Origin of the sequence: Pseudomonas sp. UM16 (assembly GCF_050312595.1) — a bacterium.
Lineage (GTDB): Bacteria > Pseudomonadota > Gammaproteobacteria > Pseudomonadales > Pseudomonadaceae > Aquipseudomonas.
Genome location: NZ_JBNPJT010000001.1, coordinates 141,053 through 160,139 on the forward strand (window position 1 = coordinate 141,053; position 19,087 = coordinate 160,139).

Below are 19,087 nucleotides of genomic sequence, written 5' to 3' on the forward strand. Positions count from 1 at the left end.
CACAAGGACAACGCGCCCATGGCTACCCTGCACACTCAAATCAATCCGCGTTCGGTCGAGTTCGCCGCCAACAGCGCGACCATGCTCGAACAGGTCCAGGCCCTGCGTACCTTGCTGGCCAAGGTCCATCAGGGCGGCGGGCACAAGGCCCAGGAGCGCCACACCTCGCGTGGCAAACTGCTGCCACGCGAGCGTATCGACCGCCTGCTCGACCCCGGCTCACCGTTCCTCGAAATCGGCCAATTGGCGGCCCATGAAGTCTATGGTGAAGACGTGCCGGCGGCGGGCGTAATTGCCGGTATTGGCCGCGTTGAAGGCGTCGAGTGCATGATCGTCGCCAACGATGCCACGGTCAAAGGTGGCTCGTATTACCCGCTGACGGTGAAAAAACACCTGCGCGCCCAGGCCATTGCCCTGCAGAACCGCCTGCCGTGCTTGTACCTGGTGGACTCGGGCGGCGCCAACCTGCCACGTCAGGATGAAGTGTTCCCCGACCGCGAGCACTTCGGCCGGATCTTCTTCAACCAGTCCAACATGAGTGCGCTGGGCATCCCGCAGATTGCCGTGGTCATGGGCTCATGCACCGCTGGCGGTGCTTACGTGCCAGCCATGGCCGATGAGGCGATCATGGTTCGCCAGCAGGCGACGATTTTCCTCGCCGGCCCACCGCTGGTCAAAGCCGCTACCGGTGAAGTGGTCAGCGCCGAGGACCTCGGCGGCGCCGACGTGCACTGCAAGACCAGTGGCGTTGCCGACCACTATGCCGACAATGACGAACATGCCCTCGCCATCGCCCGCCGCTGCGTAGCCAACCTCAACTGGCACAAGCTGGGCAAACTGACTCAGCAGGCGCCGATTGCCCCGTTGTACGACGCACAAGAGCTGTACGGCGTGGTCCCGGCCGACGCCAAGCAGCCGTTCGACGTGCGTGAAGTGATTGCCCGCCTGGTCGACGGCTCGGTGTTCGATGAGTTCAAGGCGCTGTTCGGCACCACACTGGTGTGTGGCTTTGCCCACCTGCACGGCTACCCGGTGGCAATCCTCGCCAACAACGGGATCTTGTTTGCCGAAGCCGCACAAAAAGGTGCGCACTTCATTGAGCTAGCCTGCCAACGTGGCATCCCGCTGTTGTTCCTGCAGAACATTACCGGCTTCATGGTCGGCCAGAAATACGAGGCCGGCGGGATCGCCAAGCACGGCGCCAAGCTGGTTACCGCCGTGGCCTGCGCCCAGGTGCCGAAATTCACCGTGATCATCGGCGGCAGTTTCGGTGCCGGCAACTACGGCATGTGTGGCCGCGCCTACGATCCACGCTTTTTGTGGATGTGGCCGAATGCGCGCATTGGTGTGATGGGTGCCGAGCAGGCCGCAGGCGTGCTGGCCCAGGTCAAGCGTGAGCAGAGCGAGCGCAGCGGACATCCGTTCAGCGCCGAAGACGAAGCCCGGCTCAAGCAACCGATCCTCGACCAGTACGAGCATCAGGGCCACCCCTATTACTCCAGCGCCCGCCTGTGGGACGACGGCGTCATTGACCCTGCGCAAACCCGCGAAATTCTTGGCCTGGCGCTGTCCGCAGCGCTCAATGCACCGATCGAACAAAGCCGTTTCGGCATTTTCCGGATGTGACCATGAGTGATTTCACTACCCTTGAACTGATCAAGGATCCCCGTGATTTTGCCACCCTGTGGCTCAGCCGGGAAGACAAGAACAACGCCTTCAACGCGCAGATGATCCGCGAGTTGATCCTGGCCATCGACCAGATCGCCAGCGACGCCAGCTTGCGATTCGTCCTGCTGCGCGGCCGCGGCCGGCATTTCAGCGCTGGCGCTGACCTGGCCTGGATGCAGCAATCGGCAGCGCTGGACTACAACACCAACCTCGATGACGCCCGCGAGCTGGCCGAGCTGATGTACAACCTGGCCAAGCTCAAGGTGCCGACCCTGGCCGTGGTTCAGGGCGCAGCCTTCGGTGGTGCGCTGGGCCTGATCAGCTGTTGTGACATGGCCATTGGCACACAGGAAGCGCAGTTGTGCCTGTCGGAAGTGCGCATTGGCCTGGCCCCTGCGGTAATCAGCCCGTTCGTGGTGCAGGCCATGGGCGAGCGCGCTGCGCGCCGCTATGCCCTGACCGCCGAGCGCTTCAGTGGTGAACGTGCACGCGAGCTGGGCCTGCTGGCTGAAGCCTATCCTGCAGCCGAACTGGAACAGGCGCTCGAACACTGGATCGACAACCTGCTGCTCAACAGCCCGCAAGCCATGCGCGCCAGTAAAGAACTGCTGCGCGAAGTCGGCCACGGTGAATTGACCCCGGCCCTGCGCCGCTACTGCGAGAACGCCATTGCCCGCATCCGGGTCAGCCCCGAGGGGCAGGAAGGCCTGCGCGCCTTTCTGGAAAAACGCAGCCCGGCCTGGCAGGCCGAACCGTCGAACAAGGAGCGCCCATGACCCGCACGCCATTGACCACCCTATTGGTCGCTAACCGTGGCGAGATCGCTTGCCGGGTGATGCGCACCGCCAAGGCCCTGGGCCTGACCACCGTTGCCGTGCACAGCGCCGTCGACCGCGAGGCCCGGCACAGCCGCGAAGCCGATATCCGCGTTGATCTGGGCGGCGCCAAGGCTGCCGAGAGCTACCTGGATATCGACAAACTGCTGGCCGCAGCCAAAGCCAGCGGCGCCCAGGCGATTCACCCAGGCTATGGCTTTCTCTCCGAAAACGCAGGCTTTGCCCGCGCCATCGAGCAAGCCGGGTTGATCTTTCTTGGCCCACCCGCCAGCGCCATCGATGCCATGGGCAGCAAATCTGCCGCCAAGGCCTTGATGGAACAGGCTGGCGTGCCGTTGGTGCCCGGCTACCACGGCGAAGCCCAGGACCTGGAAACCTTCCGCGCGGCTGCAGAAAAAATCGGCTACCCGGTACTGCTCAAGGCCACCGCTGGAGGGGGTGGCAAGGGTATGAAAGTGGTCGACAGCGAAAGCCAACTGGCTGAAGCCCTGGCCTCGGCCCAGCGTGAGGCGCAGTCGTCGTTCGGCGACGCGCGCATGCTCGTGGAAAAATACGTACTCAAGCCGCGCCACGTGGAAATCCAGGTATTTGCCGACCAGCACGGCAACTGCCTGTACCTCAACGAGCGCGACTGCTCGATTCAGCGCCGCCACCAAAAGGTCGTGGAAGAGGCCCCTGCCCCGGGCTTGAGCGCTCATCAGCGTCAAGCCATGGGTGAGGCGGCGGTCAAGGCCGCTCAAGCCATCGGCTATGTCGGTGCTGGCACCGTGGAATTTCTGCTCGATGCCCGTGGCGAGTTCTTCTTCATGGAGATGAACACCCGCCTGCAGGTCGAACACCCGGTTACCGAAGCCATCACCGGCCTCGATCTGGTGGCTTGGCAGATCCGTGTGGCATGCGGCGAGCCGTTGCCCATCACCCAGGAGCAGGTGCCCCTTGATGGCCATGCCATCGAAGTACGGCTGTATGCCGAAGACCCGGCCAACGACTTCCTCCCCGCCACCGGGCACCTGGCCTTGTACCGCGAATCGGCACCAGGTGAAGGGCGTCGGGTCGACAGTGGTGTCAGCGAAGGCGACAGCATTTCGCCCTTCTACGACCCGATGTTGGGCAAGCTGATTGCCTGGGGCCAGACCCGCGAGCAGGCGCGCCTGCGCTTGCTGGCCATGCTCGATGAATTTGCCATCGGGGGTTTGAAGACCAACATTGCCTTCCTGCGGCGCATCCTCGCCCACCCGGCCTTCGCCGACGCCGAGCTGGATACCGGGTTCATCCCGCGTTATCAGGAACAACTGCTGCCACCAGCACAGCCATTGCCGGCGCAGTTTTGGCAGGCAGCGGGCGAAGCGTACATCCAGAGCCAGCCGCTAACGCCGCGCTTTGATGATCGCCAATCCCCCTGGGCGGCCAACAGCGGCTTCCGGGCCGGGGTGCCAGCGCAGATCAGCCTGCACCTGAGTTGCAATGGCCAGGACCAGGCACTGAACCTTGCTCATGCAGCAGCATCGCCACTGAAACTCGAAGGCGAGCAGTTGTTGATCGAACAGGACGGTATGCGCCGCCGGCACCTGGCAATCCGCCGAGGTAACACGCTCTACCTGCAGTGGGACGGTGAGTTACAGGCGATCACACGCTACGACCCGATCGCCGAAGCCGATGCCAGTCACAGCCATCAAGGTGGCCTCAGCGCGCCGATGAACGGCAGTATCGTGCGGGTATTGGTCGAGGTGGGCCAAGCAGTTGAAGCCGGCACGCAACTGGTGGTGCTGGAAGCCATGAAAATGGAACACAGCATTCGCGCGCCCCAGGCCGGAACGGTCAAAGCGCTGTTTTGCCAGGAAGGCGAGATGGTCAGCGAAGGTGCGGTGCTGGTGGAACTCGAAGAAGCTTGATGGCTGAAACGCAGGGGCCCTTCAAGGGCCCCTGCATTGCACAATCAGCCAGCCAGACCTACGTAAACGTTCTGCACATCGTCGTTGTCGTCGATGGCGTGCAAGAAGGCTTCAACTTCAGCCATCTGCTCATCGCTCAAACCGCTGACCGGATTCTTTGGGGTGTAGCCGATCTTCGCCGAGACGACGGTGAAACCTTGAGCCGGCAGAGCTTTCTGCACGGCATCCAGATCAGTGGTGTCGGTAATGAACAGGGTCGAGCCCTCTTCTTCACCTTCAGCAAAGTCCTGGGCACCGGCTTCGATCGCAGCCATTTCCGGGTCGGCATCAGCGCTATCCGGGGTGGCTTCGATCAAACCAACATGGTTGAAATCCCAGGCTACGGAACCTGAAGCGCCCAGTTGACCCTTGCGAAACAGTACGCGGATTTGCGCCACAGTACGGTTGACGTTGTCGGTCAGGCACTCGACGATCAGCGGCACCTGGTGCGGGGCAAAGCCTTCGTAGGTTACCGGGGTGTACTGCACCGCGTCACCATCGAGCCCGGCGCCCTTGCGGATCGCCCGTTCCAGCGTCTCGCGGGTCATCGAAGCCTTTTTCGCCTGCTCAATCGCCAGGCGCAAGCGTGGGTTCATGTCCGGGTCAGCGCCGGACTTGGCGGCGATCTGAATTTCCTTGGACAGCTTGCCCATGATCTTGCCCTTGGCATTGGCGGCTGTTTCTCTATGCTTGGCTTTCCATTGTGCGCCCATCTCGACTCTCTTTGTTTCAGGTGCCGGTTCAGGTAGCGACCGACAAAGTGGGTGCAGTTTATACATCCTCGTGGTCGCAATCGACAAAAAAACTGCTCAAACCTTGTCGGCTTTACCGGCCGCTGCGGCAAAGCGTGCCAGGCGTACGTCCAGGCGACGCGGACGATGACCATGATCTTCAGCCTGTTCCTTGCGACGAATGGCGTTGCGCACCATCAGCGAGCCCAGGTAGCGGATCGGTTCCGGTGGAAAGTAGCCCAGCGGGCCGTTGACCAGCGGCGAGCGGGTCCACTCATTGTCCAGGCCCAAGGCCAATGACGAGAGGATCTGGCCACCCATGTGACAAGGGCCAACGCCGCTGCCCGAGTAACCGAAGCCGTAGAACACGTTACCTTGTGTGCCGAGCCGACCAAAGAACGGCAAGCCGGTCACCGAGCGGTCCGAAGGCCCATTCCAGGTCGCCGCCACCGGCACATTGGCCAAGCTCGGGAAGAACTCGCCCAAGCTGCGGCGCAACAGCGGTTCATAGGGTGATGGCTGGTCGAACACCGGCAGCATCCTGCCGCCGTAGGCAAAGGTGTTACCGCCCTTGCCGAGCATCAGTCGGCCATCGCTGGTGTTGTGGTAGTAGTGCACGAAAATCCGCGAATCGAGCACGCTGACGCCACTGGTCAAACCGATCTGCTTGAGCAATTCTGGCTGCGGCTCAGTGATGATCATGTCGCTGGAAACAATCGCCACGCTGCGTTCGAACTGCGGGAAGGCCCGCGCCATCCAGGCGTTCAGGCCCAGCACCACGCGCGCCGCGCGCACTGTCCCCGCAGCGGTCTCCACCCCGGCCTCGGGCCCCTCCTGCAAACCAGTCATGGCTGTGCCTTCATGGATGCGCACGCCCTTTTCCAGGGCAATCCGGCGCAGGCCGCGCACCAGCTTGCCCGGTTGCACCGTGGCTGCGGCCGGCGAGAACCAGCCTTCCAGGTGCTTGGCAGAGCCCGCCTGCCGCTGCACCTGCTCCACCGGCAGCCGCTGGAACGAGTTGATGCCCTGGCGCTCCAGCGCTGCAATCACGCCGTCGGTGGCGCCCATCTGGGCGCGGTTGGTGGCGGTGTACAGGGTGCCATCCAGACGGTAATCAGCATCGATACCGTGCGCGCGGCAAAAATCACCGATGGCATAGATGCTCTGCTCCGAAGCCTTGACCAGGCGCACTGCCTCCTGCAGGCCGAACAGCCGTTCGAGGGTGAAGTACTTGGCCGACCATGACAGCGCACAACCACCGTTGCGCCCGCTGGCGCCAGCGCCGCAGATGTCGGCTTCGATCAGCACGACGTCCAGCGCCGGGTTGTGTTCCTTGAGCATCAGCGCGGTCCACAAACCGGTGTAGCCACCACCGACGATACACACGTCACAGTGAGTGTCAGCGCTCAGCGGCGGGCAGGCGCTGGTATGTTCCTGGTCCAGCGCCTGTTGCAGCCAGAAGGGTCTCATGGTCGGGTCCTCAAAGGGTTCAAGTACGCAGGGGTTTGATTGCCATGGCGGTGTTCGGCGCTACCGCCGGGGTGTGCTCGGCCGAGGCCGGCCGGCTGTTCCAGTGCGGCACCAGAACCAGCGCCGAGAACAGCGCACAGCCGGCAAACACGATGAACACCGTGATACCGTCGAAGTAGCCCGGCAGCAGGCCGCCAAGAATTGCCCCCACCGAACCACAACCGTTGACAAAGCCCGCGGCGGTGGCGCCAGCCTTGGCGGTGCCGAAATCGATGGCTGCTGCACCGCTGATCATCGAGTCGGGGCCGTACAAGGTCAGGCCCATGACAAACAGCAAGGCCACCACCAGCATCACGCTGCCGGTTTGCATGGCGCCCATAAACAGCGCCAAGACCACCGTGAGCACCAGCAGGCTGATCACGCAGGCCGGCATGCGCCGAGCGCCGAACAGTTTGTCTGAAGCCACGCCTAGCATGATTGGCCCCAGCAGGCCAGCCAGCTCAAACGCGGTGGGGATGATTGCCGCACCGACCTTGCCCACCGAGGGCATCTGTTCAAAGACCATCACCGGCCCCCACAACAGAATCGCGTAACGTGCCGGCTTGAGCAGGAAGTACGCCAGGCCCAGAGTCAATACCGTACGGTTGCGCAGAATCTCGCGCAGCGGTGTCCAGATGCTGCACAGGGTGGTGCCGGGCACCATGCTTTCCGGTTCTGGCTCGACAGCAGGCAAACCGACGTCTTCAGGTTTGTTGCGCTGCAGAAAGAAGAACAGCACCGCCACCAGGGCCACCACCGCAGCACTGGAAAAGAACGCCGCGTGCCAGCTGCCGATCAGGGTATACGCCCACCAGCCGGCAAACGGCGAGGCCACCAGGCCGCCGAAGGCATAGCACGAACTCCACAGCCCCAGCACCTGTCCGCGTTGTGAGGAGGGAAAGAAGCTGCCGATGTTCTTGCACAGCCCCGCCCAGCCGGTGGACTGGGCCAGGCCCTGAACCAGCATGCAGGTGGCGAAGATCGGAAACGTGGCGTAACTGCCCATCACCAGCGCAGCCGCTGCCGAGATGATCAGACCGCCCAGCACCACCACCCGTGGGCCAAAGCGGTCAGCGAGCATGCCCCAGGTGAACTGGCCTACGGCGTAGGCCGCCAGGTAGATGGCATCGAGGTTGGCCATGGCCATTTTGTCGAGGGTAAAACTTGGGTCTTCACCGATGCCGAGCTTGGCCACCGAGAACGCTTTGCGGGTGAAATAGAACGCGGCGTAGGCAATCCAGGTGATGGCAAATATCTGCACGCGCCAACGTTTGATGTCTGCGATGTGTTTATTCATGGTGACTCTGACCTCGGAGCTTGAGTGTGCCGGCAGAATTTAAAAAAACGCCTGTTTTGTTGTTGTGTTGCGCACTGCGTGGCGGCCGGTCAGGGCCGTCACCTGGTCAGATGGAACCTGGAGCATGCAGCTGTTGTTGTGGCGTATCAGCCAGGTCCATGACCCGCAGGTCACTGCAGGTGACGTGGCGGGCTGGATGAGATAGAACCAATTACTGACTGATAAATAAAATCGATTTATCGTATTTCACTCATAAGCTCAGCTTGTAACAGGTGTTGCTATGTCGGTTTCCCATGCGCAGTTGAAAGCCTTTCATGCCGTTGCCGTGCACGGCAGCTTCACCCGTGCCGCCGAACGGTTGTTCCTGACCCAGCCGGCGATCTCCGATCAGGTGCGTAAACTGGAGGAGCGCTTCGGTGTGTTGCTGTTTCACCGTAACAAGCGCTCGGTGCAGTTGACTGACCTCGGCGAGCGCCTGCTGGCCATCACCCAGCGCCTGTTCGTCTGTGAAGCCGAGGCGCATGAATTGCTGCAGGACTCCCGCGCCTTGCAGACCGGTACCCTGGTGCTGGCCGTGGATGCGCCGGTGCATGTGCTGCCGCAGATTGCCCAGTTTTGTCAGCAGTACCCCGGCATCAACGTCAAGATCGAGACCGGTAACACTGATGAGTCATTGCTACGGCTATTCAATTATCAGGCCGACTTGGCCCTGTTGGGTCGGGATGTGGATGACGAACGCTTGCTTTGTGTGCCGATGCGCAGCGATCCGATGGTGGCGTTCGTCTCCCATAATCACCCATGGGCCAGCCGTGGCTCGATCAGCCTGGCTGACCTGGACGACACGCCGATCGTGCTGCGTGAGCCAGGCTCGGTAACACGCCAAACCCTGGAAGAAGAAATGCAGCGCGCAGGTTTGCGCATCCGCGCCGCGATTCAGGTCGAAGGCCGGGAGGCGGCGCGTGAGGCGGTGGTGGTAGGGATTGGCGTGGGAGTGGTGTCGGCGGCCGAGTTCGGTGCCGATGCGCGGGTGTGTGCATTGCCGATTGTTGATTGCCAGCGGCGCTTGACTGAAACCCTGGTGTGTCTGCGCGAGCAGAGTTCACGGCGCCTGGTGGCGACGTTTTTGCAGATGGTTCGCGACAGTCTTTGAGGCCCTGGGGGACCATCGCCGGCCTTTGCCGGCGATGAGGCCCTCAAGCGTTAAGCCGCCTTCCTGCCCTGCGCCACCGCCTGGGCCGCCGCCAGCATCGCACGCAACAACACCGCGCAGCCGTCGGCCAAATCCTCAGGCGCGGCGTTCTCGATTTCGTTATGGCTGATACCGCCTTCACAGGGCACAAAAATCATCCCCGCCGGTCCCAGTTCCGCCAGGAAGATCGCATCATGCCCAGCGCCGCTGACGATATCCATGTGCGACAGCCCCAGCCCCTGAGCCGCACCGCGCACCGCCTCGACGCAACCTTTGTCGAAATACAGCGGTGGAAAATCCGCTGTCGGTGTCAGGGTGTAGCTCAAGCCATGCTGCTCACAGGTGCTGCTGATCACATCCTTGACCTGGGCAATCATCGAATCCAGCCGGGCCGGCTCAAGATGACGGAAATCCAGGGTCATGCGCACTTCACCGGGAATCACATTGCGCGAGCCTGGATACGCCTGCAGGCAACCCACGGTGCCACAGGCGTGCGGTTGGTGCTCCAACGCAACCCGATTGACCGCCGCCACCACCACACTGGCGCCAACCAGGGCATCTTTGCGCAAGTGCATCGGCGTCGGTCCGGCATGCGCCTCGACGCCGTGCAAGGTCAGGTCGAACCACTTCTGGCCAAGGGCGCCAAGCACTACACCAATGGTTTTGTGCTGGTCTTCGAGGATCGGCCCCTGCTCGATATGTGCTTCAAAATAGGCGCCCACCGGATGACCACTGACCGCCCGCGGCCCGGCATAGCCAATGGCGTTCAACGCCTGGCCGACGCTGATGCCTTCGGCGTCGGTCTTGGCCAGGGTTTGTTCGAGGGTAAACTTTTCGGCAAACACCCCAGAGCCCATCATGCACGGAGCAAAGCGCGAGCCTTCTTCGTTGGTCCAGACCACTACCTCCAACGGCGCTTCGGTTTCAATCTTCAGGTCATTGAGGGTGCGCATCACTTCCAGCCCGGCCAGCACCCCAAAGCACCCATCGAATTTGCCGCCAGTGGGCTGGGTGTCGATATGGCTACCGGTCATCACCGGTGGCAATTGCGGGTTACGCCCGGGACGCCGCGCGAAGATGTTGCCAACGCCGTCGACGGTCACCGTGCAGCCGGCCGCCTCGGTCCATTTGACGAACAAGTCGCGGGCCTGGCGATCGAGGTCAGTCAGCGCCAGTCGGCACACCCCGCCTTTGACCGTTGCGCCTAGCTGGGCGAGGTCCATCAGCGACTGCCACAAGCGCTCGCCATTGATGTGCCGATGGCTCGATTGCAAAACGTCCTGTGTGGTTTGCATGCTGTTCTCCTGCATCTGCTGCCTGGCCTCTGCGGGCCATAGGCACTACACGGTGGGTTTGAGGGTGGCCGCGCGGGCTGCCTTGAACTGGCCAAGCCCGTAATAGATCAGCCCGCCCAGGGCAGATCCGGTGAACCAGCCAAAGTCGTAGAACCAACTGAAAGCCTGGCTCTGTAGCGATAACAAGGTCAACGCAACCGGTACCGCGAAAGCGATGAAGCCGGTAGCGTTCCAGGCCGGGTAGATGTCATCGCGGTACAGGCCGGCCAGGTCCAGGGTCTGTTTGCGGATCAGGAAGTAATCCACCACCATGATCCCGGCAATCGGCCCGAGCAGGCTGGAATAGCCCAGCAGCCAGTTGGAGTAGACGCTCTCCAGGCTCACGTCGCTGACGATCAGGCCCAGTTTCTTCAGCAGTTCATGGGCCATCAGCAACAGGCCAACCAGGCCGGTGAGCAAGACCGCCGTGGTGCGTCCGATCCATTTGGGCGCCAGGTTCTGAAAGTCGTTGGTGGGGGAAACAATGTTTGCGGCGGTGTTGGTCGACAAGGTGGCAATGATGATCAGCGCCATGGCCAAGGCCACCCACATCGGGCTCTGGATATGCCCGATCAGGCTGACCGGGTCAGAGACGGTTTCGCCCACCAGCGACGCCGAGGCGGCGGTGAGCACCACGCCCAGCGCGGCAAACAGGAACATGGTCAGCGGCAGGCCGAAAATCTGCCCGAGTATCTGGTCTCTCTGGCTTTTCGCATAGCGGCTGAAGTCAGGGATATTCAGTGACAATGTGGCCCAGAAACCCACCATCGCCGTCAGCCCGGCAAAGAAGTAGCCATACACGCTCGCCCCTTCCGGACGCTTGGGCGGCTGCGCCATCAGCTCGCTGATCGACACGTTGGGCAACGCCCATACCAACAGCCCGGCACCGACCAGCACCAGCAGCGGTGCCGAGAGGGTTTCCAGCCATTTGATCGACTCGGCGCCGCGCAGCACTACCCACAGGTTCAGGCACCAGAACAGCATGAAGCCGATCACTTCCCCGGTACCGCCCAGCGCCTTCCAGTCAGCCGACAACGAGCCGAGGAACAGATGGATGGCCAAACCGCCGAACATCGTCTGTATCCCGAACCAACCGCAGGCCACCAGCGCACGGATCAAACAGGGAACGTTGGAACCGATGATGCCGAATGAAGAGCGCAACAACACCGGAAAGGGAATGCCGTACTTGGTGCCCGGAAAGGCATTAAGCGTCAGCGGAATCAGTACCACGGTGTTGGCCAGCAGGATTGCCAGCAACGCTTCGCCCACCGTCAGGCCGAAATAAGCCGTTAGCACCCCGCCGAGGGTGTAGGTCGGCACACATATCGACATGCCCACCCACAATGCGGTGATGTGCCATTTGTTCCAGGTTCGTTCGCCGACCTGGGTCGGGGCAATGTCATGGTTGTAACGGGGGCTGTCGAGGACGTCGCTGCCGGCGTCGAGTTCATACAAGCCGTCGCGTTCTCGCACTTGCGATCTGGTCTGCTGCATGGCCGCTCCACATTGTTTTGTTTTTTTGCTCATCCTGAGGATGGCTGGAGAACTTGCACGGGCATTGCGGGCAATCACGGGTGCCCATGTGAAATCTTGACCATTTCCACAACCTGTCAAGAACGACAGGACCACTGGTCGTTTTCCTTTCACCCGACAAAAACAATTAAAACGTTATAATTCAATTATTTAATTAAGCTATAAGCTTATAAATTAATTATTTGCCCTATCCGAAATCGCCGACTAGATTCAATTCCTGACAGCGATGACAGGTTTTGTCCTACGCTGCTATGAATACAAAAACCTAGAACCGGTAACAACCGGTCAAGCCTGCGAGGAGCCTCTTGATGACGCTTATGATTCGTGGCGCCACCCTGATTACCCATGAGGAAAGTTACCGCGCCGACGTGCTCTGTGCCGACGGTGTGATCAAGGCCATCGGCACTGACCTCGACCTTCCCAACGGCTGCGAAGTGCTTGATGGCAGCGGCCAGTACCTGATGCCCGGCGGTATCGATCCGCACACTCACATGCAGTTGCCCTTCATGGGCACCGTCGCCAGCGAGGACTTCTACAGTGGCACCGCTGCAGGCCTTGCCGGCGGTACCACCTCGATCATTGACTTCGTGATCCCCAACCCGCAGCAATCGTTGCTCGAAGCCTTTCACCAGTGGCGCGGCTGGGCCGAGAAGTCCGCCTGCGACTACGGCTTTCACGTCGCCATCACCTGGTGGAGCGACAAGGTCCGCGAGGAGATGGGCGAGCTGGTCAGCCAGCACGGGGTCAACAGCTTCAAGCATTTCATGGCCTACAAGAATGCGATCATGGCTGCCGATGACACCCTGGTCGCGAGCTTCGAGCGTTGCCTGGAACTGGGCGCGGTGCCCACCGTGCATGCCGAAAACGGCGAACTGGTCTATCACCTGCAACGCAAGCTGATCGCTGAAGGCCTTACCGGGCCCGAGGCGCATCCGTTATCACGCCCTTCGCAGGTCGAGGGCGAGGCTGCCAGCCGTGCCATTCGAATTGCCCAGACACTCGGCACACCGGTGTACCTGGTGCATGTGTCGACCCGCGAAGCGCTGGATGAAATCACCTATGCACGGGCCAAGGGCCAGCAGGTCTATGGCGAAGTTCTGGCCGGGCACTTGCTGCTGGACGACAGCGTCTACCGCCATCCCGACTGGCAGACCGCCGCCGGTTATGTGATGAGCCCACCGTTCCGCCCACGTCAGGACGGCCACCAGGAAGCGCTGTGGGGTGGCCTGCAGTCCGGCAACCTGCACACCACCGCCACCGACCACTGCTGCTTTTGCGCCGAACAGAAAGCGGCCGGCCGCGATGATTTCAGCCGCATTCCCAATGGCACCGCCGGTATCGAGGACCGTATGGCCGTGCTCTGGGATGAAGGGGTGAACACCGGCAAGTTGTCGATGCAGGCGTTCGTCGCCCTGACGTCGACCAACACAGCGAAGATCTTCAACCTGTTTCCGCGCAAAGGCGCGCTGCGCGTAGGGTCCGATGCCGACCTGGTGCTGTGGGACCCGCAAGGCACCCGCACCATTTCTGCCGCAACACACCATCAACAGGTCGACTTCAACATCTTCGAAGGCAAGACCGTGCGTGGCATTCCCAGCCACACCATCAGCCAGGGCAAGCTGGTTTGGGCCAACGGCGATTTGCGTGCCGAGCGTAGTGCTGGGCGCTACATCGAACGACCTGCCTATCCGGCGGTGTTCGACCTGCTCAGCAAACGGGCTGAGCATTTGCGCCCGACTGCCGTCAAGCGCTAAAGCGCATCGCCGGCAAGGCCAGCTCCCAGGCTGACACCTGAACTTGTGGGAGCGGGCCTTGCCGGCGATAGAAGGCAACGCCTTGCCAAAAAATAAAAAAAAAGAGGAAACCACCGTGATCGATTCCCTCAACCACCTCCCCCACCCCGACGCCGACAACGCCACGCTCGCCGAGCACTTCAGCGATCTGGCGCCACCGCTCAATGCCCGTCAGGCCGCGGTCGAAGCCTCGCGCTGCCTGTACTGCTATGACGCGCCGTGCGTCAACGCCTGCCCCAGCGACATCGACATTCCCTCATTCATTCGCAATATCCATCAGGAGAACGTTCAGGGCGCGGCAGAAAAAATCCTTTCGGCAAACATCCTCGGCGGCAGTTGCGCGCGGGTCTGCCCGACCGAAATCCTCTGCCAACAGGCTTGTGTGCGCAATCATCACCAGGAGTGCGCGCCAGTGCTGATCGGCCTGTTGCAACGCTATGCCCTGGACCATGCCGAATTCAAAGAACATCCCTTTCAGCGCGCGCCCAGCAGCGGCAAACGTATTGGCGTGGTCGGCGCCGGGCCTGCCGGCTTGTCCTGTGCCCACCGCCTGGCCTGGCACGGCCATGACGTGGTGATCTTCGAGGCCCGTCCCAAGGCCGGTGGCCTGAACGAATACGGGATTGCCAAGTACAAAGTGGTCGATGACTTTGCCCAACGTGAAGTGGATTTCGTCCTGCAGATCGGCGGCATTGAGATCCGCCATGGCCAGGTGCTGGGCGAAAACCTGAGCCTGACTGAGCTGCAGCAACAGTTCGATGCGGTATTCCTTGGCCTCGGCCTGAATGCCGTGCGCCAGCTCGGCCTGGCGGATGAAACCGCGCCGGGTATGCTCGCCGCCACCGACTACATCCGTGAACTGCGCCAGGCCGAGGATTTGACCGACCTGCCGTTGGCCGATCGCTGCATTGTGCTGGGTGCCGGTAACACCGCTATCGACATGGCGGTGCAGATGGCCCGGCTTGGCGCCCACGACGTCAACCTGGTGTACCGCCGCGGCGTTGCAGACATGGGCGCCACCGAACATGAACAGCACATCGCCAAGGAGAACCAGGTGCGCCTGCTGAACTGGGCGCAGCCGGAACAGGTGCTGCTCGACGACCAGGGTCGGGTACGCGGCATGCGCTTTGCCCGCACACACATGCTCGACGGCCGCCTGCACAGCACCGGTGAAACCTTCGAGCTGGCCGCCGACGCGATCTTCAAGGCCATCGGTCAAGCGTTCGACGAACACACCTTGAGCGACAGCAGTGCGCAGACCCTGGCCCGCGACGGCGAGCGCATTCGTGTTGATGATCAAATGCGCACCAGCCTGCCCGGTGTGTACGCCGGCGGCGACTGTACCCACCTGGGCCAGGACCTCACGGTCCAGGCCGTGCAGCACGGCAAGCTGGCCGCCGAGGCCATTCATGCGCAACTGATGCTCAATGTGGAGGCTGCATAATGGCTGACCTGTCGATCGAATTCGCGGGTATCAAGGCGCCTAACCCCTTCTGGCTAGCCTCCGCACCGCCTACCGACAAGGCCTACAACGTGGTCCGCGCCTACCAGGCCGGCTGGGGTGGGGTGGTCTGGAAAACCCTCGGTGAGGACCCGGCCGCGGTCAACGTCTCGTCACGCTACTCGGCCCACTACGGGGTCAACCGAGAAGTCATGGGCATCAACAACATCGAGCTGATCACCGACCGTTCCTTGGAAATCAACCTGCGGGAAATCACCCAGGTGAAAAAAGACTGGCCCGATCGCGCCCTTATTGTGTCGCTGATGGTGCCTTGTACCGAACAAGCATGGAAAACCATCCTGCCGTTGGTGGAAGCCACCGGTGCCGACGGCATCGAGCTGAACTTCGGCTGCCCCCATGGCATGCCCGAGCGGGGCATGGGCGCGGCAGTGGGCCAAGTGCCGGAGTATGTCGAGCAGGTCACCCGTTGGTGCAAGACCTACTGCTCATTGCCGGTGATCGTCAAACTCACGCCCAACATCACCGACATCCGCCAGTCCGCCCGCGCTGCTCATCGCGGCGGTGCTGACGCGGTGTCGCTGATCAACACCATTAACTCGATCACCAGCGTTGACCTTGAGCGCATGGTCGCCCTGCCGATTGTCGGCGACATGAGCACCCACGGCGGCTACTGCGGCTCGGCAGTCAAACCGATTGCCCTGAACATGGTTGCCGAAATCGCCCGCGACCCGGCCACCCACGGTCTGCCGATCAGCGGCATTGGCGGTATCGGCAGTTGGCGTGACGCCGCAGAGTTCATCGCCCTGGGCTGCGGCGCCGTGCAGGTCTGTACCGCGGCCATGCTCCATGGCTTTCGCATCGTCGAGGAAATGAAAGACGGCCTCTCGCGCTGGATGGACACTCAGGGCTATCGCAGCCTGCAGGACTTCAGCGGCCGCGCCGTGGGCCACACCACTGACTGGAAGTTCCTGGACATCAACTATCAGGTGATCGCCAAGATCGACCAGCAGGCCTGCATCGGCTGTGGTCGCTGCCATATCGCCTGCGAAGACACTTCGCACCAAGCCATCGCCAACCTCAAGCAAGCCGATGGCAGCCACCGCTACGAAGTGATCGACGCCGAGTGCGTGGGCTGCAACCTGTGCCAGATCACTTGCCCGGTGCAGGACTGCATCGAAATGGTGCCCCAGGACACCGGCAAGCCGTTCCTTGACTGGCAGCATGACCCACGCAACCCCTACCGCGAAGCGTCCTGAGGCACCTGTAGCAACAACGAGGGAGGATCATCCACCCTCGTTGTATTTAAGCTCTATCATGGTGCCTGAGGGGACATCCCGAGCCCGAGGAAACCATTGCCATGTTGTACCGCCTGGGCGCCGACGGTCTGGTGCTGTTTCACCTGTTGTTCATTGTCTTCGTGCTGTTTGGCGGCTTATTGGTGCTGAAATGGCGCGGTGTGATGTGGTGGCATTTACCGGCGATGTGCTGGGGCATTGCGGTGGAGTTCTTGCACTTGTTCTGCCCGCTTACCGACTGGGAGAACTACCTGCGTCAGGCGGCAGGCCAGGCGGGTTACGAAGGCGGTTTTATCGAGCATTACATACTTCCCGTCATCTACCCGGCCGGCTTGACCTCTGGTATCCAGCTGCTGCTGGGCACGGTCGTGGTGGTGATCAACGCCGTGGTCTACGTACAGGTGATCCGCCACTGGCCGCGACGCCAGCCCAGCCGCTGAAGCGGCGCGTCAGCGCGTGGCGACGATAAACAACCGGGGGAACGGCAACAGCACCTTGCCATCGGCTGCCGTTGGATAGTCATCTTCCATGGCCTGCAGGTAAAGCTGCAGAAATTGCGCCTGTTCAGCGGCGTTCAGTGCCGCCAGGTACGGCCGCAATGCCGAGCCCTTGAACCACTCCACCACCGCCTGCGCCCCGCCCCTCAACGGATGGTAGTAGGTGGTGCGCCAAACCTCGACCTGCTGGCAATGCGCGCTGAGCACATCGTAGTAATAGGCGGCGGTGTGCCGTGGTGGATGCTTGATCGCCGCGATTTTGTCGGCCCACGGGCCCTGACTGGCAATCTCGCGGGCCCGGCGATGGGCCGGTTCGTCGAGGTTGTCCGGTGTCTGGATGGCCAGGCTGCCACCTGGGTTCAATTGCCTGACCAGGTGCGGATACAGCTGCGCGTGATCGGCCAGCCATTGCAGCGAAGCGTTGGCAAGGATCACATCCACACCTTGAGGCGCGCGCCAGGTGGCGATGTCGCCCAGCTCGAAGTCGATGTCGCTCAGGCGCTGGCGCGCGGCGGCAAGCATATCCTCAGAGCTGTCCAACCCCCTCACCGCCGCGTGCGGATAACGCTCAGCCAGCACCTGCGTCGAATTACCCGGACCGCAGCCAAGGTCGATGGCCGTGCTGATGGTTTGCTGTGGCAAGGCTGCCAACAAATCACGCACCGGTCGGGTACGCTCGCTTTCGAAGGTGCTGTACTGCGCCGCTGACCAAGTCATTGCTGGGTCCTTGTTCGTCAGAATGAAAGTCGAGGGCAAGCATAGAATATTCGGCTGTTCGCTGTCCTGTGCCGTTGTTTACCATACGCACCCTTACCTGCACCCACGGAAGCCCACCATGACCTTGCACATCCGCCCCGCCCGCCGCGATGACGCGGCACAGATTCTCGCCTTCATCACCGAGCTTGCCGAGTACGAGCGCGCCCGCCACGAAGTGATCGCCTCGGTGGCGGATATCGAGCGCACCCTGTTCGATGACGGAGCCAAGGCTTTGGGTCTGATTTGCGAGCGCGACGGTAAGGCCATCGGTTATGCGGTGTACTTCTACAGCTATTCGACCTGGCTGGGGCGCAATGGCATCTACCTGGAAGACCTGTACATCACCCCCGAACAACGCGGCGGTGGTGCCGGCAAGCAGTTGCTGCGGCACATCGCTGTCGAGGCCTGCGACAACGGCTGCGGCCGCCTGGAATGGAGCGTGCTGGACTGGAACGAGCCTGCGATTCAGTTCTACCGCTCACTGGGTGCGCAGCCGCAGGATGAGTGGGTGCGCTATCGCCTGGAAGGTGACGGCCTCACAGCCTTTGCCCGCGCTGAATAAGCAAAACCGATCCGCCGGCTATGGTTCCAGCCCGATCCCACGCAGAATCACACTGGTCACCGTCTGCACCGCCCGCTCGAACTGCAGGTCAGTGAGCGGCTGGTGGTCGTTGAGCAAGCCAACCTGGTGACTGAAGTCGGCATAGTGCTGGGTCGAGGCCCAGATCATGTACAGCAGCCCCGAGGGTTCCACTGCCAGGATGCGGCCGTCCTCGATCCACTGGCGAATTTTTGCTTCCTTCATCTTCGCCCAGCCATACAACGGATCGTCCAGTGCCGCACCGAGGTTGGGCGCGCCATGAATGATCTCGTTGGCCCAGACTTTGGAGCCAAACGGCCGGCTGCGTGAATGGTTCATCTTGGCGCGAATGTAGCTGCTCAGGACGATGCGCGGATCGTCATAAAGCTCAAAGCACAAAGCATCCTGCTTCCACACGTCAAGCAGGCCGAACAGCACCGCCTGATACAGTTCAGCCTTGGTGCTGAAGTAATAGTGCACGTTGCTGCGCGGCAACTGCGCGGCTTCGGCGATATCGGCCATGGCGGTACCGGCGAAGCCTTTTTCGGCAAACACCTGCTCGGCCGCCAGAAGGATGTTGTCGACATTACGTTGGCGAATGCTGAGCTTGTGCCGGGTCATGACCAAATCCATTGCGACTGACCCTGCAAGGCTACCATTTGGCTCTAGCGATTCG

The 19,087-nt window shown here is 61.8% G+C and carries 16 protein-coding genes; 9 read left to right on the forward strand and 7 right to left on the reverse strand.

Going from position 1 to position 19,087, the window contains the following annotated elements; all coding sequences use genetic code 11:
- Positions 1-18: 18 nt before the first annotated feature.
- The 3 genes from ACQRAX_RS00620 to ACQRAX_RS00630 are packed head-to-tail and all read left to right on the forward strand — an operon-like array spanning position 19 to position 4,396.
- Positions 19-1,626, forward strand: coding sequence for a carboxyl transferase domain-containing protein (locus ACQRAX_RS00620; protein WP_412037676.1), 1,608 nt, complete (start codon positions 19-21; stop codon positions 1,624-1,626).
- A 2-nt stretch (positions 1,627-1,628) separates the two neighbouring features.
- Positions 1,629-2,444, forward strand: a complete 816-nt coding sequence (locus ACQRAX_RS00625) for a gamma-carboxygeranoyl-CoA hydratase (protein ID WP_412037675.1) — start codon at positions 1,629-1,631, stop codon at positions 2,442-2,444.
- Positions 2,441-4,396 (forward strand): acetyl/propionyl/methylcrotonyl-CoA carboxylase subunit alpha, encoded by a 1,956-nt coding sequence (locus tag ACQRAX_RS00630; protein WP_412037674.1) that lies wholly within the window; start codon positions 2,441-2,443, stop codon positions 4,394-4,396. The genes ACQRAX_RS00625 and ACQRAX_RS00630 overlap by 4 nt, the downstream gene beginning before the upstream one ends.
- Before the next feature lie 44 nt (positions 4,397-4,440).
- On the opposite strand, the gene ACQRAX_RS00635 is transcribed toward ACQRAX_RS00630, so the two are convergent.
- The 3 genes from ACQRAX_RS00635 to ACQRAX_RS00645 all read right to left on the reverse strand — a co-directional run bounded on the left by ACQRAX_RS00635 (position 4,441) and on the right by ACQRAX_RS00645 (position 7,972).
- A complete protein-coding gene (locus ACQRAX_RS00635) occupies positions 4,441-5,148 on the reverse strand; it encodes a YebC/PmpR family DNA-binding transcriptional regulator (RefSeq protein ID WP_412037673.1) in 708 nt (235 codons plus the stop codon).
- Positions 5,149-5,244: 96 nt separating this feature from the next.
- Positions 5,245-6,636: an FAD-dependent oxidoreductase gene (locus ACQRAX_RS00640; protein WP_412037672.1), complete on the reverse strand. Its 1,392-nt coding sequence runs from the start codon at positions 6,634-6,636 to the stop codon at positions 5,245-5,247.
- A 19-nt stretch (positions 6,637-6,655) separates the two neighbouring features.
- Positions 6,656-7,972 carry an MFS transporter gene (locus tag ACQRAX_RS00645; RefSeq protein ID WP_412037671.1) on the reverse strand — a complete coding sequence of 439 codons (1,317 nt, stop codon included), beginning with the start codon at positions 7,970-7,972 and terminating at the stop codon, positions 6,656-6,658.
- Positions 7,973-8,252: 280 nt separating this feature from the next.
- Here ACQRAX_RS00645 and ACQRAX_RS00650 point away from each other — a divergent pair, with 280 nt between their 5' ends.
- On the forward strand, positions 8,253-9,122 hold the full coding sequence (locus tag ACQRAX_RS00650; protein ID WP_412037670.1) for a LysR substrate-binding domain-containing protein: 870 nt from the start codon (positions 8,253-8,255) through the stop codon (positions 9,120-9,122).
- A 50-nt stretch (positions 9,123-9,172) separates the two neighbouring features.
- Here ACQRAX_RS00650 and ACQRAX_RS00655 read toward each other — a convergent pair whose 3' ends face one another.
- Together ACQRAX_RS00655 and ACQRAX_RS00660 are read right to left on the reverse strand one after the other, a co-directional pair.
- Positions 9,173-10,456, reverse strand: a complete 1,284-nt coding sequence (locus ACQRAX_RS00655; protein WP_412037669.1) for a Zn-dependent hydrolase — start codon at positions 10,454-10,456, stop codon at positions 9,173-9,175.
- 45 nt (positions 10,457-10,501) lie between these two features.
- Positions 10,502-11,989, reverse strand: coding sequence for an NCS1 family nucleobase:cation symporter-1 (locus ACQRAX_RS00660; protein ID WP_412037668.1), 1,488 nt, complete (start codon positions 11,987-11,989; stop codon positions 10,502-10,504).
- A 347-nt stretch (positions 11,990-12,336) separates the two neighbouring features.
- Here ACQRAX_RS00660 and hydA point away from each other — a divergent pair, with 347 nt between their 5' ends.
- From hydA to ACQRAX_RS00680, 4 genes are all read left to right on the forward strand, one after another.
- On the forward strand, positions 12,337-13,782 hold the full coding sequence (hydA, locus tag ACQRAX_RS00665; protein ID WP_412037667.1) for a dihydropyrimidinase: 1,446 nt from the start codon (positions 12,337-12,339) through the stop codon (positions 13,780-13,782).
- Between the two features lie 115 nt (positions 13,783-13,897).
- The gene (locus ACQRAX_RS00670) at positions 13,898-15,265 is read left to right on the forward strand and encodes an NAD(P)-dependent oxidoreductase (RefSeq protein WP_412037666.1); all 1,368 of its coding nucleotides are present in this window, start codon (positions 13,898-13,900) and stop codon (positions 15,263-15,265) included.
- The gene (preA, locus tag ACQRAX_RS00675; RefSeq protein WP_412037826.1) at positions 15,262-16,539 is read left to right on the forward strand and encodes an NAD-dependent dihydropyrimidine dehydrogenase subunit PreA; all 1,278 of its coding nucleotides are present in this window, start codon (positions 15,262-15,264) and stop codon (positions 16,537-16,539) included. Before ACQRAX_RS00670 ends, preA begins: the two co-directional genes overlap by 4 nt.
- A 101-nt stretch (positions 16,540-16,640) precedes the next feature.
- A complete protein-coding gene (locus ACQRAX_RS00680) occupies positions 16,641-17,018 on the forward strand; it encodes a DUF2784 domain-containing protein (protein ID WP_412037665.1) in 378 nt (125 codons plus the stop codon).
- Positions 17,019-17,027: 9 nt separating this feature from the next.
- Here the strand turns inward: ACQRAX_RS00680 and tam are convergent, their stop codons facing one another.
- Positions 17,028-17,792, reverse strand: a complete 765-nt coding sequence (gene tam, locus ACQRAX_RS00685; protein ID WP_412037664.1) for a trans-aconitate 2-methyltransferase — start codon at positions 17,790-17,792, stop codon at positions 17,028-17,030.
- Positions 17,793-17,910: 118 nt separating this feature from the next.
- Here tam and ACQRAX_RS00690 point away from each other — a divergent pair, with 118 nt between their 5' ends.
- Entirely contained in the window at positions 17,911-18,393 is a 483-nt protein-coding gene (locus ACQRAX_RS00690; RefSeq protein ID WP_412037663.1) for a GNAT family N-acetyltransferase, read from the forward strand.
- A gap of 18 nt (positions 18,394-18,411) precedes the next feature.
- Here ACQRAX_RS00690 and ACQRAX_RS00695 read toward each other — a convergent pair whose 3' ends face one another.
- Entirely contained in the window at positions 18,412-19,032 is a 621-nt protein-coding gene (locus ACQRAX_RS00695) for a TetR/AcrR family transcriptional regulator (RefSeq protein WP_412037662.1), read from the reverse strand.
- Between the last annotated feature and the right edge of the window lie 55 nt (positions 19,033-19,087).

What these genes read in the sequence shown, in the direction of transcription:
- ACQRAX_RS00620 (WP_412037676.1), top strand. Translation starts at nt 19, where the DNA reads ATGGCTACCCTGCACACTCAAATCAATCCGCGTTCGGTCGAGTTCGCC.
- ACQRAX_RS00695 (WP_412037662.1), bottom strand. Translation starts at nt 19,032, where the DNA reads ATGACCCGGCACAAGCTCAGCATTCGCCAACGTAATGTCGACAACATC.
- ACQRAX_RS00690 (WP_412037663.1), top strand. Translation starts at nt 17,911, where the DNA reads ATGACCTTGCACATCCGCCCCGCCCGCCGCGATGACGCGGCACAGATT.
- ACQRAX_RS00630 (WP_412037674.1), top strand. Translation starts at nt 2,441, where the DNA reads ATGACCCGCACGCCATTGACCACCCTATTGGTCGCTAACCGTGGCGAG.
- ACQRAX_RS00635 (WP_412037673.1), bottom strand. Translation starts at nt 5,148, where the DNA reads ATGGGCGCACAATGGAAAGCCAAGCATAGAGAAACAGCCGCCAATGCC.
- ACQRAX_RS00625 (WP_412037675.1), top strand. Translation starts at nt 1,629, where the DNA reads ATGAGTGATTTCACTACCCTTGAACTGATCAAGGATCCCCGTGATTTT.
- ACQRAX_RS00650 (WP_412037670.1), top strand. Translation starts at nt 8,253, where the DNA reads ATGTCGGTTTCCCATGCGCAGTTGAAAGCCTTTCATGCCGTTGCCGTG.
- ACQRAX_RS00660 (WP_412037668.1), bottom strand. Translation starts at nt 11,989, where the DNA reads ATGCAGCAGACCAGATCGCAAGTGCGAGAACGCGACGGCTTGTATGAA.
- ACQRAX_RS00655 (WP_412037669.1), bottom strand. Translation starts at nt 10,456, where the DNA reads ATGCAAACCACACAGGACGTTTTGCAATCGAGCCATCGGCACATCAAT.
- ACQRAX_RS00640 (WP_412037672.1), bottom strand. Translation starts at nt 6,636, where the DNA reads ATGAGACCCTTCTGGCTGCAACAGGCGCTGGACCAGGAACATACCAGC.
- hydA (WP_412037667.1), top strand. Translation starts at nt 12,337, where the DNA reads ATGACGCTTATGATTCGTGGCGCCACCCTGATTACCCATGAGGAAAGT.
- ACQRAX_RS00645 (WP_412037671.1), bottom strand. Translation starts at nt 7,972, where the DNA reads ATGAATAAACACATCGCAGACATCAAACGTTGGCGCGTGCAGATATTT.
- tam (WP_412037664.1), bottom strand. Translation starts at nt 17,792, where the DNA reads ATGACTTGGTCAGCGGCGCAGTACAGCACCTTCGAAAGCGAGCGTACC.
- ACQRAX_RS00680 (WP_412037665.1), top strand. Translation starts at nt 16,641, where the DNA reads ATGTTGTACCGCCTGGGCGCCGACGGTCTGGTGCTGTTTCACCTGTTG.